Below are 13712 nucleotides of genomic sequence, written 5' to 3' on the forward strand. Positions count from 1 at the left end.
GCTAGACCGATCGGCAGCTATCCCGGGAAAATATAATGAAGCTGGTTCGCGGCGCGTGGAAATTGCTGGTCGGCATTAAGGACGCGCTGGTTCTTGTCGCCATGCTGTTGTTCTTCGGCCTGTTGTTTGCCGCGCTCAACAGCCGGCCGAGTGCGCCGACGATCAAGGACGGCGCATTGGTGCTCGATTTTGATGGGCCGATCGTGGAGCAGCCAGAGGAGGTGCCGCCGCTGGCGTTCGTCAGCGGGCAGGAGATTGGCCGCCAGTATCGGCTGCGTGACGTGGTACGCGCCATCGACACGGCGAAGGACGATGCGCGAGTCAAGGCGATCGTGCTCGATCTCGATCGCTTCGGCGGGGCTTATCCGGCGACGCTGGGTGAAGTGGCGGACGCACTGATGCGGGCGCGGCAGGCGGGCAAGCCGGTGCTGGCCTATGCCACCGGCTATACCGATGGTGGATACCGGCTGGCCGCCGCGGCGAGCGAGATCTGGATGGATCCGCTGGGCGGCACGTTCTTCAGCGGCCCGGGCGGAAGCCGGCTTTACTACAAAGGGCTGATCGACAAGCTGGGCGTCAACACGCACGTTTATCGCGTCGGCAAGTTCAAGTCGGCGGTGGAGCCGTACACGCGCACGGACGAGAGCCCGGAATCGCGCGAGGCCTCGCAAGCGCTGTACGGCACCTTGTTCGGCCAGTGGAAGGAAGCGATCGCGCGCAGCCGGCCCAAAGCGCGGATTGCTGATTGGCTGGTGCAGCCGGCGCAAGTGGTTCAGGCGGCGGGCGGCAATCTGAGCAAGGCAAATCTGTCGTCCGGCATCGTCGATAAGCTGGGCGACCGGATCGCATTCGGCCGGCGCGTGGCGGAACTTGCCGGCACCAACGACAGCAAGCCAGCTGGTTGGTTCAACCGCATCCCTTATCACGCTTACGTCGCCGCCAATCCGATTGCGGACAAGGGTGAGATCGGCGTGGTGACGGTCGCCGGCGAGATCGTCGACGGCAAGGCCGGGCCAGGCACCGCGGCGGGCGACACGATCGCCAAATATATTCTGGACGGGCTCGCCGAGAAGAAGCTGAAGGCCCTGGTGCTGCGCGTCGATTCGCCGGGCGGATCGGTGATGGCGTCCGAGCGGATCCGGCTGGCGGTGATGGAGGCGAAACGGCGCGGGCTGCCGATCGTCGTCTCAATGGGCGGGCTGGCGGCCTCTGGCGGCTATTGGGTATCGACCCCGGCCGACGTGATCTTTGCCGAGCCGTCGACGATCACCGGGTCGATCGGCATCTTCGGCATCCTGCCCAGCTTTGAGAATACGCTGGCCAAGATCGGCATCACCAGCGATGGCGTGAAGCTGACGCCGCTCGCGGGGCAGCCGGATTTCGCCGGCGGCTTCAATGCCGAGACCGATGCCGTAATTCAGGCGACGATCGAGCATGGCTATGCCCAGTTCCTGTCGCGGGTCGCGCAATCGCGCAAGCTGCCGGTGGCGCGCGTCCACGAGATCGCGCAAGGCCGCGTCTGGGACGGCGGCACCGCGCGGCAGATCGGGCTGGTCGATCGCTTCGGCACACTGGACGAGGCGATCAAGGAAGCGGCGCGACGCGCAAAGCTGGATCCGGCAACCGCCAAGCCGGTGTATCTGGAAAAGAAGCCGACCTGGGCAGCGCAGATCGCGCAGCAAATCGGAAACCGTGAGGAAGAGGACGCTGGCGCGCCGGGCGGTGCCCTGGCGCGGATCGCCGCCGAACAGCGCCAGATGCTGGCGCGGGCGGCGGGTGACGTGCGGCGGCTGGCACTGGGCGGCAGCGTGCAGGCGCGGTGCCTGGAGTGCGGCGCCCTGGGGCCGAGCAGGGCGACTGCGGACGACCAGCGGCTGTTCGCGGTGCTCCTGGCGCGGGTCGGGCTGTGATGTTGCTTGCGGCGCTGCTGGCGCAGGCGGCAGTGCCGGCACCGGCCGCGCCTGGGGTGCAGCCTGCATCGCCACGAACGCTGACGGGGCGCTTCGCATGTGAAGCCGTGGTTTATGAGGTGCAGGTGACCGCGGCGCCGCTGGTGGGGACGGGCGTTGTGCTTGATCGTCTGGTGGTCGACGGCAAGGCGGTTGATGCCGGATCACTGGCGGAAGCGCGGCGGATGGCGGTGCGGCTTTCCGATGTGCAATCAATGGACGTGCGCTGCCGGGCTGACGGAGCCGGCGAGCTTAGCATCTATGGAACGCAGGTCGCGGCAGGGGCGGCGCCGCGACGTGCGCGGCTGCGCGGGTTGTTGCAGGGCGCTGGCGTGAGCGGGTTGGCGATGGCCGTAGCGCGCTGATTGTTGTTGCTTGCCTCCTGTTTGGCGGGAGCGGCAATGTTCAGGATCTGCTTCAGGGGAAGAGGGCCGGGGTCTCACCGAGTACTGGGCGCATGGTTAGGCTCCGGCCTCGAACGCGGGCAGGCGCTATCGTCGCCCGCGATAGGCGGGGAGATGAATCTTCCAGCGGATCGCTGCGGCTCGGAGCGCGAAGCCGGCGGTCGCGGCGATGATGGCCGCGATCGCGCTGGGCAGCGCGAGAAGTGTCAGGCCGACGTATAGCGCTGAGGCGAGCGCGGCGGCGGTCACGTAAAGTTCCGGGCGCATCAGGATCGACGGCTCGCCGGCGAGGACGTCGCGGATGATGCCGCCGACACAGGCCGAGACCACCCCCATCACAAAGGCAGGCACGGGTGGCACGCCATAGCCAAGCGCCTTAGCGGCGCCATAAACGGCATAGGCGGCAAGGCCGACCGCATCGAACCAGTCGAGCGCCTTGCCGTTCCACCAGCGTTCCGGCGTGACCCAGATCACCAGCGCAATGGCAAAGCAAACCGCCGCCGCGCGGCTGTCAATGATCCAGAAAACGGGCGCGCCGATCAGCAAATCGCGAGTCGTGCCGCCGCCCACCCCGGTGACCAGAGCGAAGAAGATCAGCGTGACCATCGTCTGCGCACGGCGCGCGGCGGCTAACGCGCCCGAAGCGGCGAACACGGCCAGCCCGGCCAGGTCGAGCCAGGGTGCGAAGGCGGGAAGGAGATCGACGGGGGGCATTTGGCGGGGCTATCAGATGCCCGGGCTGGCGGGGAGAGGGGGGGAGAGAGGATCCGGGTCAAGTCGGCCGTGACAGCGGATGCAAGCGGTGGGCTTAATCGTCCCGCCAGCGCTCTACCGCGGCTTCGTACTCGTCGCGGGCCTTGATGCGCGCCTTGTCCAGCCGGGTGCGCTCCTCAGCTTGCATCTTGTCCAACGCTCGGCGTCTGGCGGCGAGGGTCTGTTCCTCGCGCTTCAGGGCGGCGCGTTCCTCCGCCTGGCGGGCTTCCGCGGCTTCGAGCGCGGCTTCGGCCTTGTCGAGGGCGGTGCGGTTCGGTCTGGGAGCGGGCTTCGGGGCAGGAGTTGGTGTGGCTTTGCGTCGGCTCACCTTGGTCGCGGTGGGCAGGGCATCGGCCATGGTGCGGGCGACGCGGATCACGTCGCCGGGATGTGCCAATGGTTCGCGCATCAACTCGGGATCAGTCACTTGCTCGGCAAGGCCGCGGGCGAAGAGATTGGCGTCGCTGCCCCAGGCGGCGAGCGCCGCCTTTTGGCTCGGGGCGGCGACATAGGCGTCGTGGAACCCGGCGGGGGTGCGGAAGACCTTGAGCTTCGCCATGCACCGGCTTGTCGTGGCTGGGCACGGGCGGCGCAAGCGCTGTCTCGACACCGCCATATCCGCCGCCTATCGCACCGATGAAATAGGAATTCTTTTTTTGGGGGGAAGTATGCCGATAGCCAGCAAGGTGCTCGATCGCGTCCTGGTGCTCGAAATGGTGCGCGTGACGGAGGCGGCGGCGATCGGCGCTTCCACGCTGATCGGCCGCGGCGACGAGAAGGCCGCCGATGCCGCCGCCGTCGAGGCGATGCGCGAGGCACTGAACGGGCTGGAGATCGACGGCACGGTGGTGATCGGCGAAGGCGAGCGCGACGAGGCGCCGATGCTGTATATCGGTGAAAAGGTCGGATCCGCGCAGGGCACGGGCCCCAAGATCGACATTGCGCTCGATCCGCTGGAGGGCACCACGATCTGCGCCAAGGCCGGGCCGAACAGCCTTGCCGTACTGGCGATCGGCGAGGAAGGCTGCCTGCTCAACGCGCCGGACGTTTATATGGAAAAGTTGGCGGTGGGGCCGGGGCTGCCCGCTGGCGTGATCGATCTCGACAAGTCACCGACCGAAAATGTGAAGGCGATTGCGGCTGCCAAGGGCGTCGAGCCGCATGAGATCATTGCTTGCGTCCTCGATCGGCCACGCCACGAGAAATTGATCGCGGAACTGCGCTCGATCGGCTGCGGCGTGGTGCTGATCGGCGACGGCGACGTGGCAGGCGTGATCGCGACGTCGGATCCGGACACCACCATCGATGTCTATATGGGATCGGGCGGGGCCCCGGAGGGCGTGCTGGCCTGTGCGGCGCTGCGCTGCGTCGGCGGGCAGTTCAAGGGACGGCTGTTGTTCCGCAACGAAGACGAGCGCGCACGCGCCCGCAAGTGGGGCATCACCGATCTCGACAAGCAGTATGACCTCAAGGAACTGGCCAAGGGCGACTGCATCTTTGCGGCGACCGGCGTTACCGACGGATCGCTGCTGGCAGGCGTGAAGCGCCGCGGCAAGACCATGACCACCGAAAGCGTGGTGATGCGCGCATCGTCTGGCACGGTGCGCTGGGTAAAGGGCGAGCACCGGCTGGACCGGTAACGCTCGCCTATGACGCCGACTGAATGAGCGACGCATGGTGATGCTGGCGGGGGCGCTGCTCATCGCGGCGCTCGCCATGCTGGCGCATGGTTGGCGTCGACGAAGCCTGGCGGCGCGGATCGCCGGTGCGGTGCGCGGTGGATCGCGATCACGGCCGCGCGCGTCGCTTGGCTGGGCCGCCGGCATCGCGACGATGTATGGGGCCACTTCGCTCGCGGCGCTGGCGCTGCTCGGGCGGCTGGACGCGCTAGCGGCGCTGCCCCAGGAGCTGCGGCAGGCGCGTGATGCGCTTGGCATCGCACCGATTCCTATTTCGGCGATCCGCGATCTGGCGCTGCCGATTGCGGGCGGTTTCGTAGGCGGCGTCTTGCTGGTCGCGCTGTTGCTCAGGCGCGGGTGGCGGATCGGGCCGCGCTATCGATCACCGGCAATTGCGGGGACGCCAGCGGAAGCGGGTGCGGCGCTGATGCTCGCGGTCGCCGCGGGGGTCAGCGAGGAGTTGTTCTTTCGGCTGCTCGTGCCGCTGCTTGCCGCGCTGGTGTTCGGCAACGGGGTGGCAGGATGCGTGCTGGCTTGGGCGCTGTTCGCGCTGGCGCATCGCTATCAGGGGCGCGGCGGCATGGCGGCCGTAGCGCTGGTCGGCGCGGCGCTGGCGTGGATTTATCTTGCGACCGGCCTCTTGTGGCTGGTGATCGCGCTGCACGTGCTGGTGGATGCGAATTCGCTGGTGGTGCGGCCGTGGCTGGAGCGGCGGTTTTCCCGTAAGCGGGACCAGCGTTAACGGTTTCCCGTATACGTCACCCCGGGCTCGACCCGGAGTGACGAAGGAAATAAGAGAAGCCGCCTTACTTGCTGCGTTCGACCTGCTCGAAGTCGAGCTCGACCGGCGTGGCGCGGCCGAAGATCGACACCGAAACCTTGACCTTCGACTTGTCGAAATCGAGCTCCTCGACAGTGCCGTTGAAGCTCGCGAACGGGCCGTCGAGCACCTTGACCGAATCGCCGATCTCGAAATCGACCTTGATCTTGGTCTTGGGCGCGGCGGCGGCCTCTTCCTTGCTGTTGAGCATGCGCGACGCCTCGGCCTCGCTGACCGCCTGCGGCTTGCCCGACGAGCCCAGGAAGCCGGTCACCTTGGGAGTGTTCTTGACGAGGTGATAGACCTGGTCGGTCATTTCGAGCTTGGCGAGCACATAGCCCGGCATAAACTTGCGCTCGACCTGGATCTTCTTGCCGCGGCGCGCTTCCTGCACCGTTTCGGTCGGCACTTCGATGCGCTCGACCAATTGCTCGAGGCCCATGCGGGTCGCCTCGGCCATGATCGCGTCGCGGACCTTGCCCTCGAAACCCGAATAAGCGTGGATGATGTACCAGCGTGCCATTGGGGACGCGTCCTTTTCTTTACTTGGCCAGGCTGAGCAGGGCGTTCACGATGGCGTTGAACATCGTGTCGACGCCGAGAAAGAAGAGCGCCAGGATCGTTGTCATGATCATCACCATGATGCCGGTCATGATCGTTTCACGCCGGGTCGGCCAGACGACCTTCTTGGTCTCGGCGCGAACCTGGTTGATGAATTCGATCGGGGACGTCTTTGCCACGTGCCTTGCCTTTTATTCGTTGAACCCGCGAGCGGGGCATAAGCTCTCTACCGCCTTCCCCGGTGAGGGAAACGGTGGAAGGGCCGTCCGCGCTGTCGGATGCGACCGGCGAGATAGCGCTGCACCGAGGCAAGAGCAAGGGCGCAAAGGGGAACGGGAGTGGGTGCGCGCCGCCAAGCCGCACGAGGCTGCCGATTTTCTTACCAGATTGCGCACATTCCGCCACTGGAAAGTAGTGGTATTTTCAGAATGAGCAGCGTAGCTCTTTGCATCTCAACGGCGGCCGGCACGAAGGCGTTGAACGCCGGCTCGTGCATCGAGATCATCTTCTGCGGATGTCCCGAGCCGTACGCCGGAACGGCGACATCGAGGCTCTCGTCGCGCGGTTCACGCCTCGCGGCCTCCGCCGCGAGGTCCGACTTCATATCGTCCAATGCGCCGTGGCGAAGATCACCTCCTTCAGTTTAAAGTCGAGCGCGAGGGCGGTGCGGCAGTCGCATGATGACATCGCGTGTCAGGCTCTTGTCGATGGCTCGGCATTGGATGCCGACCCCATGCTGGGATCGGCGTTCCTGTAGCCGAGGATGTGGATGCAGCCCTGGGAACGATCCCCTCCCGCGTGCAGGAAGCTCAGGCTCGGAAGCCATGTGTCGATATCCTGTGACGGTAGGTGGGACGGAGGCCTTGCGGAGCGGCGCAGGATCAGGCCTGTGCCTTTACCGGGAGCCGGAACGGCGCTCCCAGGCGATTGAAGGCGTTCATGGCCGCGATCGCGATGGTGAGATCGACCAAGTCTTTCGGTTCGAACGCTGCCGCAGCAGAGGCATAGGCCTCGTCGGAGGCATGAGTCTCGCTCACCCGCGTCACCTCCTCCGCCCATGCCAAAGCGGCGCGGTACTGGGCTGGAAACAGGTGAAGCACCTCTGCCCAAACCGGCAGCAGCGTGACCTTGTCGGCGGGCATCGTCTTCAGCAGGTCGCGGGTGTGCAGGTCGATACAATGGGCGCAACCGTTGATCTGTGACACCCGAAGGAAGACGAGATGGATCATCTCCTCCGGCAGGTTCGTGCCCGTGGTGACGTAGTGGTGCACGCCGAAGAGCGCCTTTGCGCCCTGCGGCGCGACCTCGTGCCAGACCAGCCGCTTGTTCTCGCTCATGATGATGTCCTTCGTTCCGGGCGCCGATCGGTGGCGCTCCCCGGATTGACGAGGCAGCAGAGCCAAGTGTGACATGCCTGCGTGGTTTCTCACACGCGGGCTCTGCAATCCCCCGGCGGGCGGCCCGGGCGTCCGTCACGGCAGCAACGCATCCCTGACGTGGCGCAGCTTGTCCGGATTGCGAACGATATAGATCGCCGCGATGCGCCCATCGCGCAGCTCCAGCGCGGTCGTCTGCAGCACCTCGCCACGGTCGATGCTGACATAGCCCGGCAGTCCGTCGATCATCACCGTTCGCAGCAGCCGGGGCTGATAGGCGTGCTTGCGTCCGATGCCCTGAAACAGCCGGATCGCGCGATCGAGGCCGCGGACGATGTTCAGGAACGCGATCACCTTGCCACCGCCGTCGGAGTGGATCGCCACGTCCTCGGCGAGCAGCGCCGTCAGTGCGGCCGCATCGCCGCTGGCGGCGGCGGCGAAAAAGGCGCGGGTAATCGCCTCTGCCTCCGCCGGTTGCACGGCGAAGCGCGGCTTGGCGGCCTGCACGTGGCGGCGGGCGCGGGAGGCCAGCTGGCGCACCGCCGCCGGGTCCCGCCCCAACGTTGCCGCGACCTCCGGCAGCGGCGTATCGAACACGTCATGGAGCAGGAAGGCGGCGCGCTCGAGTGGCGACAGCCGCTCCATCGCAAGCATCAGCGTGAGCGTGATATCGTCGGCGCGTACCTCGTCCTGTGCCGTCGTTCCTACCAGTGGATCGGGAAGCCACGCGCCGACGTAAGTCTCTCGCCGGACGCGGGCCGACTTGAGCTGGTCGAGGCATAGCCGCGTCACGATCCGCGTGAGATAGGCGGCGGGACTGTCCACGCCTTCGTCGACGCTGCGCCATCGCAGCCATGCATCCTGCACCACGTCTTCGGCCTCGCTGATCGAGCCGAGCATGCGATAGCCGAGGCGGAGCAGTCGTGGCCGCTCGGCTTCGAAGTCGGTGAGGCGCAGCGCCTGCGGCGTGTGGTCGCGAGGGGTCATGAGTACGCTTTTTGCGCCCTGGCTGGCCGGGCGTCACGCCATGCCCAGAAAGCAAGCGCGATCGCGCCAAGGGCGGGCAGCGTCACTGCCGGGAAGTCGCGCGCGATCGCGTCGGGTCCGCAAATGCCCACCGACACTTCCCAGAGATGAAAGAGCGCATGACTGGCGAGCCACAGGCCGGAGGCGCTCCATAGCGCCACCCGCTGGGCCGGGAGCAGCGCACCGCTCAGCATCGCCGCGCCAATCAACACGAAAATCAGGCCGATGTCGCGGACGAAATGCTGGTTGAACGGCCCTGTGGTCGTGACGCCCGGCACCGCGAAGTACCATCTGGCAGGGGCCGCGAGCATGAAGGCGCCGTTGGCGACGGCAGCGATGCCGAGAACCGACGCGAGCCCGAGTATCAGCGGCCGCGCGCATCACGCCTGCTCCTGGGCGGGCTGGGCGGCGAGCCATGCCTCGAAGCGTGTCGGAAGAAGCCGCGCGCCATCGCCCGGCACAAGAGTGCGATCGTCCGCGGGCGCGCCGAAATAACCGGCATCCTCGTCGGACACGATCGCGCGCGGATCGTCGCGATGACCCAGCCAGGTGCCCACGAAGTCGACCACCGACGCGCGTTCCGGTCCGGCGATCTCGGTGACATCGTTCACGGGTTCGGACAGCGCCACATCGGCCAGTGCCGCGGCGACGTCGGCCGCGGCGACCGGCTGCACTGCAAAGATCGGCAGGTGGGCGACGCCGTCGCGGGTGTAGCCATCCGCGATCGTGCTGAGGAACTCGAAGAACTGCGTGGCCCGGACGATGGTATAGGGCACGCCGCTCTGCGCGACCGCGCTCTCCTGCGCCTGCTTGCCGCGGAAGTAGCCCGAGGTCTGCAGCCGATCGGTGCCGACGATCGAGAGCACCACAACATGCTTGACGCCGGCCTTCCTGGCAGCGGCGGCGATGTTGGTCGCGGAGGTTCCGAAAAAGGCAAGCACCTCGTCCTCCGCGAGGGACGCCGCATTGCTCACGTCAACGACAATCTGCGCCCCCGCAAACGCCTGCGCGAGACCTTCGCCGGTGATGCTGTCCACCCGACTGCTGGGCGACGCGGCCACCACCTTATGCCCGCGGCCCGCCAAATCGCCGACGAGTTGGCGGCCAACCAACCCGGTTCCGCCGATGACAACGATCTTCATCTTCTGTCTCCCACATGGTCTGTGGGTATGACGATATGGGGGCCGTTGGTGTGACATGGCGGCGCACTCTCGACGCGAGACGCCGAAACTTCAGTTCACCATGCATGGACCAGAAAGGGCCTGCCACCGCGCCGTCCGCCCGGTGCGGCGGCCGTCATCTGCCGCAAATCGTCCAGATGAACGAGCGTTCAATTCTGGGCACCACGAAGAGCCGCTTTATGACCGATATCGGGTCATTGAACTACCGGTACCTGCATTTCCGCTCCCGTAAGCAGACCGGTGGCGAAGTGCCCGACGAGGTAGTCAGCGCTGGGGTCACTAGCTCGGCAGACCATTGTGGGCCAGCCGAGCTAGGTGGCTGGTCAACAAAGCCGCCGGCGAGCCGGGCAGTGTGTCGGGTGGCAAACAGAGCAGCATCTGGCGGGTCGCCCAGGCATCGGAAAGGGGTACCACGTCCAGTCTCATTGAGGCGGCGAATCCGCGCGCCGCAATAAGCGGCAGGATCCCGTAGCCGAAGCCCGCCTCCACCATCCGGCACACGCCGTCGAAGCTGCGCACCTGCATGCGCAGCCGCAACGATACTTCGGCCTGAGCGGCCTGCTCGACGAGCGCACGGGTCAGCGCGGTTGAGTTGACAAGACCGATGAAGTCTTTGTCCAGCACCTCGGCAAAGGCGATCTCGGTACGCCCCTCGAGCGATCCGCGCGGCGCCAGCAAGGCGAGGCGGTCGGTGCGATACGGATGGATGTCAAGCTGCGGCGCCGGCGTGCCGCCGATGATGATCCCTAGGTCTGCGCGCCGCTCACCAACCGCACTGACGATCTCGGAGCTCATATTCTCCTGCAGATCGAGCCGGACGTCGGGCCGTTCCGCCGCGAATGCCGCGAGGTCGGCGGGCAAAAACTGGATGATCGCCGAGGGGTTGGTCTGTATCCGGACAGTCCCTCGCATGCCTCCCGCGAAGTCCGCCAACTCGCCCTCGATCGCCCGTACCTGTTCAAGTAAACCGCGCGCATGGTCGAGCAGCGCCGCGCCCGCGGGGGTGAGGGCGAGCCCCTGACGGCTCCTGCGGAACAGCCGGACGCCGAACCGCTCCTCCATCAGCGCGATCCGCCGCGAGGCCGCTGCCAGCGCCAGATTCGACTGCTCGGCCGCTTCGCTCAACGTCCCCGTTTCGGCGGCGCGAACGAACAGCCGCAGCGTGACAAGATCGCGGATCACCGGCCGACACCCCCTTTGTTTCGCATTAAGCGAAATCATGATTGCCGATTTGGCGATATACCGCGTGTTCGAAGCGTTCAATACGCCCCTCTTCCGAAGCGATCACATGAGGCTTCGAGGAGAATGAAGAGGGAGGGGGAATCGATGACGTTTCGAAATTCCGTTGCGCGGATTGGCACTGCGGCGGCGCTCGCGCTCGGTTCCGTCGCCATGCCGACGATCGCACGCGCCCAGGCGATCGATGCCGGGGACTATGTTCCCGCGCCCGCCGGGACCCAGCTCGCCCTCGTCTATCTGCAATATTCCCATGCGGGCGCATTGTATCGAGACGGCCGCAAGATCGATGAGGAGGCGGAGCTCGACACGGCGGTCGCGCTGCTCCGCTACGTCCGCTTCAGCAAGGTTGGCGGCATGACCTTCAACTATCAAGTGCTTCAGCCTTTTGGGTATGTCGCCGGGGGCGGCTCCACCGCCAGCCTCGGCAAGACGACGGGGTTTGGCGACACAATCCTGGTCGGCACCCTTTGGCTGCGCGAGGATGCGGACAGCCAGTCCTATTTCGGTGTGACGCCTTACCTGTACATTCCCACCGGCGACTATCGGTCCTCGCGCGGGCTGAACCTGGGCGAGAACCGCTGGAAGGGCTCGCTTCAGGCGGTATATTCAAAAGGGTTCGGCAAGCACTTCATCGCCGAATTGTCCGGCGACGTGATGATCTACGGCAAGAACGACGATGCCGGGGCGGCGTCGAACGACCTTACGCAGAAGGCCACCGTACGGCTCCAGGGCTTCCTGCGCTTTCCGCTGGGTGACCGCAACGAGCTCAACGCGCGTGTGATGCACGTGACCGGCGGCGAGACCCGGATTAACGGCATCAGGCAGGACGATGTCACCCGAACGACGTCCCTGCTCGGCACCTGGCGGCACAACATCACGCCCAAGTGGCAGATCCTGACTCAAGTCGGGGCCGATGTGGCCGTGCGCAACGGCTTCAAGGAAGGCGTACGCGGGCAGATCCGTCTGCTGCGCGTGTTCTGAACAAAAGCAACGGGAAGAGGCACATGAACAACATCCTGGACCAGCGGCAGCTGGCTAGCGCGCTGCGCGACCACGCCGCGGGTGCGATCGACCGGCGCGGTTTCATCGGCCGCGCGATGGCGGCAGGCGCGGCCTTTGCCGTGGCGGACGCCCTGTGGATCGGCGGCGGCAAGGCTTGGGCGCAATCCACGCGCACGGCGTCGGCACCGCGCGCGGCGGATTACATCGTCGTCGGCGCCGGTGCGGCGGGTGCGACGCTGGCGGGGCAATTGGCCCAGCGCACCGGCGCGTCCGTGCTCGTCCTTGAAGCTGGCCCCTCGGACGAGACTCCACTCGTCACCGATCCGTCGCAATGGCCCGCCGCGCTCGCCTCGCCTTTCACCAAGACCTATCAAACAACGCCGCAGACCCATGCGCAGAACCGCATCGTGCCCTATCCGCGCGGCGAGGGGCTGGGCGGCTGCTCGAGCGTCAATTGCATGATCTACTGTCGCGGCGCGACGCAGGATTATGACGACTGGGCTTATAATGGCGCGACCGGGTGGGGCTGGAACAATGTCCTGCCGGATTACAAGGAACTGGAAGATTGGCAGGGCGGCGCGAGCGCGCTGCGCGGGGCCGGCGGCCCGCTGCACGTCACCCGGCCCGATCCGGCCAAGGGTCACGAGGGCGCCGCGGCCTTCATGGAAGGCGCGAAGTCGCTCGGCTATCGCGAGACGGAGGATTTCAACGGCGGCACGCTGGAAGGGCCGGCCTGGGTCAATTTCACCGTCCATGCGGGCAAGCGCCAGAACAGCGCCGTCGCCTTCCTGCGGCCGGCGATGGCGGCAGGTGCCAAGCTGACGGTGCTGACCGAGGCGCCGGTGCTGAAGCTGCTGCTCGAGAAAGGTCGCTGCGTCGGCGTCCAGTATCTCCACGCTGGCAAGCCGGTAACGGTGCGCGCGAACAAGGAAGTGATCCTGTCCGCCGGCGCGATCATCACGCCCAAGCTGCTGACCCTGTCCGGCATCGGCGATCCCGAGCATCTGCGCAAGCTGGGGATCGCGCCGGTCGCGGCGCTGCCGGGCGTGGGCCGGAACCTACAGGATCATGTGCTGGGGGCGGGGGTGAACTTCGAGGCCAAGGGGCCGGTGCCGCCGACCAACTACAATCATTCCGAAGTGTATTTCTGGTCCAAGTCCGCCCCCTCGCAGCCGGTGCCGGACATCAACGCGCTCTACGTCAGCGTGCCGTTTGCGACCAAGGAGCTGAACCTCCAGCAGCAGCACGGCTATGCCATCCTGTGCGGCGTGATGCGGCCGAAATCGCGCGGGGCGGTGACGATCACCTCGGCCAATCCGCGCGTCGATCCCCTGATCGATCCAAACTACCTGCAGGCCGAACAGGATATGGTGGCGCTGAAGGCGGCGACCGATCTCGCACGGGCGATCGGCAACAGCGATGCCTATAAGGACATCCGCAAGGCAGAGCTGCTGCCGGGTGCGGCGTCGAATGATCCGGCGAGCTACCGCGCGTTTTTGCAGAAATCGGCCTCGACCTACTTCCACCCCGTCGGCACGGCGAAGATGGGGACGGACGAGGGGTCGGTGGTCGATCCGCAGCTGCGCGTGCGCGGGATCGAAGGGCTGCGCGTCGCCGATGCGTCGGTGATGCCAACGATCACCACCGGCAACACCAACGCGCCGTCCATGCTGATCGGTTATCGCGCCGCCAAGCTGATCGCCGGCCAGGCCTGACGCTCAC

16 protein-coding genes are annotated in these 13712 nt (G+C 66.3%); 6 read left to right on the plus strand and 10 right to left on the minus strand.

Features of this window, described 5'->3' with window-relative positions; all coding sequences use genetic code 11:
• The first annotated feature begins 35 nt into the window (after positions 1-35).
• Both sppA and SPHI_RS05040 read left to right on the plus strand, forming a co-directional pair.
• Positions 36-1910, plus strand: a complete 1875-nt coding sequence (gene sppA / locus SPHI_RS05035; protein WP_076743798.1) for a signal peptide peptidase SppA — start codon at positions 36-38, stop codon at positions 1908-1910.
• The gene (locus SPHI_RS05040) at positions 1907-2314 is read left to right on the plus strand and encodes a hypothetical protein (RefSeq protein ID WP_144036155.1); all 408 of its coding nucleotides are present in this window, start codon (positions 1907-1909) and stop codon (positions 2312-2314) included. The genes sppA and SPHI_RS05040 overlap by 4 nt, the downstream gene beginning before the upstream one ends.
• Positions 2315-2440: 126 nt before the next feature.
• On the opposite strand, the gene SPHI_RS05045 is transcribed toward SPHI_RS05040, so the two are convergent.
• Positions 2441-3067 (minus strand): trimeric intracellular cation channel family protein, encoded by a 627-nt coding sequence (locus SPHI_RS05045; RefSeq protein ID WP_076743800.1) that lies wholly within the window; start codon positions 3065-3067, stop codon positions 2441-2443.
• A 94-nt stretch (positions 3068-3161) separates the two neighbouring features.
• Entirely contained in the window at positions 3162-3665 is a 504-nt protein-coding gene (locus tag SPHI_RS05050) for a hypothetical protein (protein WP_076743801.1), read from the minus strand.
• 109 nt (positions 3666-3774) lie between these two features.
• On the opposite strand from SPHI_RS05050, the gene glpX reads away from it, so the two are divergent.
• Together glpX and SPHI_RS14665 are read left to right on the plus strand one after the other, a co-directional pair.
• The gene (gene glpX / locus SPHI_RS05055; protein WP_076743802.1) at positions 3775-4746 is read left to right on the plus strand and encodes a class II fructose-bisphosphatase; all 972 of its coding nucleotides are present in this window, start codon (positions 3775-3777) and stop codon (positions 4744-4746) included.
• Between the two features lie 34 nt (positions 4747-4780).
• Positions 4781-5527 carry a CPBP family intramembrane glutamic endopeptidase gene (locus tag SPHI_RS14665; protein WP_083719795.1) on the plus strand — a complete coding sequence of 249 codons (747 nt, stop codon included), beginning with the start codon at positions 4781-4783 and terminating at the stop codon, positions 5525-5527.
• A gap of 64 nt (positions 5528-5591) precedes the next feature.
• Here SPHI_RS14665 and nusG read toward each other — a convergent pair whose 3' ends face one another.
• The 8 genes from nusG to SPHI_RS05100 form a co-directional block, all read right to left on the minus strand.
• Positions 5592-6128, minus strand: a complete 537-nt coding sequence (nusG, locus tag SPHI_RS05065) for a transcription termination/antitermination protein NusG (protein WP_076743803.1) — start codon at positions 6126-6128, stop codon at positions 5592-5594.
• 19 nt (positions 6129-6147) lie between these two features.
• Positions 6148-6345 carry a preprotein translocase subunit SecE gene (gene secE / locus SPHI_RS05070; protein ID WP_076743804.1) on the minus strand — a complete coding sequence of 66 codons (198 nt, stop codon included), beginning with the start codon at positions 6343-6345 and terminating at the stop codon, positions 6148-6150.
• Between the two features lie 200 nt (positions 6346-6545).
• Complete coding sequence (locus SPHI_RS05075) at positions 6546-6779, minus strand: hypothetical protein (RefSeq protein ID WP_144036156.1); 234 nt, start codon at positions 6777-6779, stop codon at positions 6546-6548.
• Between the two features lie 268 nt (positions 6780-7047).
• Positions 7048-7503 (minus strand): carboxymuconolactone decarboxylase family protein, encoded by a 456-nt coding sequence (locus SPHI_RS05080; protein ID WP_076743806.1) that lies wholly within the window; start codon positions 7501-7503, stop codon positions 7048-7050.
• Between the two features lie 135 nt (positions 7504-7638).
• On the minus strand, positions 7639-8529 hold the full coding sequence (locus SPHI_RS05085) for a sigma-70 family RNA polymerase sigma factor (protein ID WP_076743807.1): 891 nt from the start codon (positions 8527-8529) through the stop codon (positions 7639-7641).
• Complete coding sequence (locus SPHI_RS05090) at positions 8526-8879, minus strand: hypothetical protein (RefSeq protein WP_233130695.1); 354 nt, start codon at positions 8877-8879, stop codon at positions 8526-8528. Before SPHI_RS05090 ends, SPHI_RS05085 begins: the two co-directional genes overlap by 4 nt.
• A 69-nt stretch (positions 8880-8948) precedes the next feature.
• The gene (locus SPHI_RS05095; protein WP_076743809.1) at positions 8949-9710 is read right to left on the minus strand and encodes an SDR family oxidoreductase; all 762 of its coding nucleotides are present in this window, start codon (positions 9708-9710) and stop codon (positions 8949-8951) included.
• Between the two features lie 318 nt (positions 9711-10028).
• Positions 10029-10970: a LysR substrate-binding domain-containing protein gene (locus tag SPHI_RS05100; RefSeq protein WP_076743949.1), complete on the minus strand. Its 942-nt coding sequence runs from the start codon at positions 10968-10970 to the stop codon at positions 10029-10031.
• A 105-nt stretch (positions 10971-11075) separates the two neighbouring features.
• Between SPHI_RS05100 and SPHI_RS05105 the strand changes: the two genes are divergently transcribed.
• Together SPHI_RS05105 and SPHI_RS05110 are read left to right on the plus strand one after the other, a co-directional pair.
• A complete protein-coding gene (locus tag SPHI_RS05105) occupies positions 11076-11969 on the plus strand; it encodes a transporter (protein WP_076743810.1) in 894 nt (297 codons plus the stop codon).
• Between the two features lie 23 nt (positions 11970-11992).
• The gene (locus SPHI_RS05110; protein WP_076743811.1) at positions 11993-13705 is read left to right on the plus strand and encodes a GMC family oxidoreductase; all 1713 of its coding nucleotides are present in this window, start codon (positions 11993-11995) and stop codon (positions 13703-13705) included.
• Positions 13706-13712: the final 7 nt, after the last annotated feature.

This window comes from Sphingomonas jeddahensis (assembly GCF_001981525.1).
Taxonomy (GTDB): domain Bacteria; phylum Pseudomonadota; class Alphaproteobacteria; order Sphingomonadales; family Sphingomonadaceae; genus Sphingomonas; species Sphingomonas jeddahensis.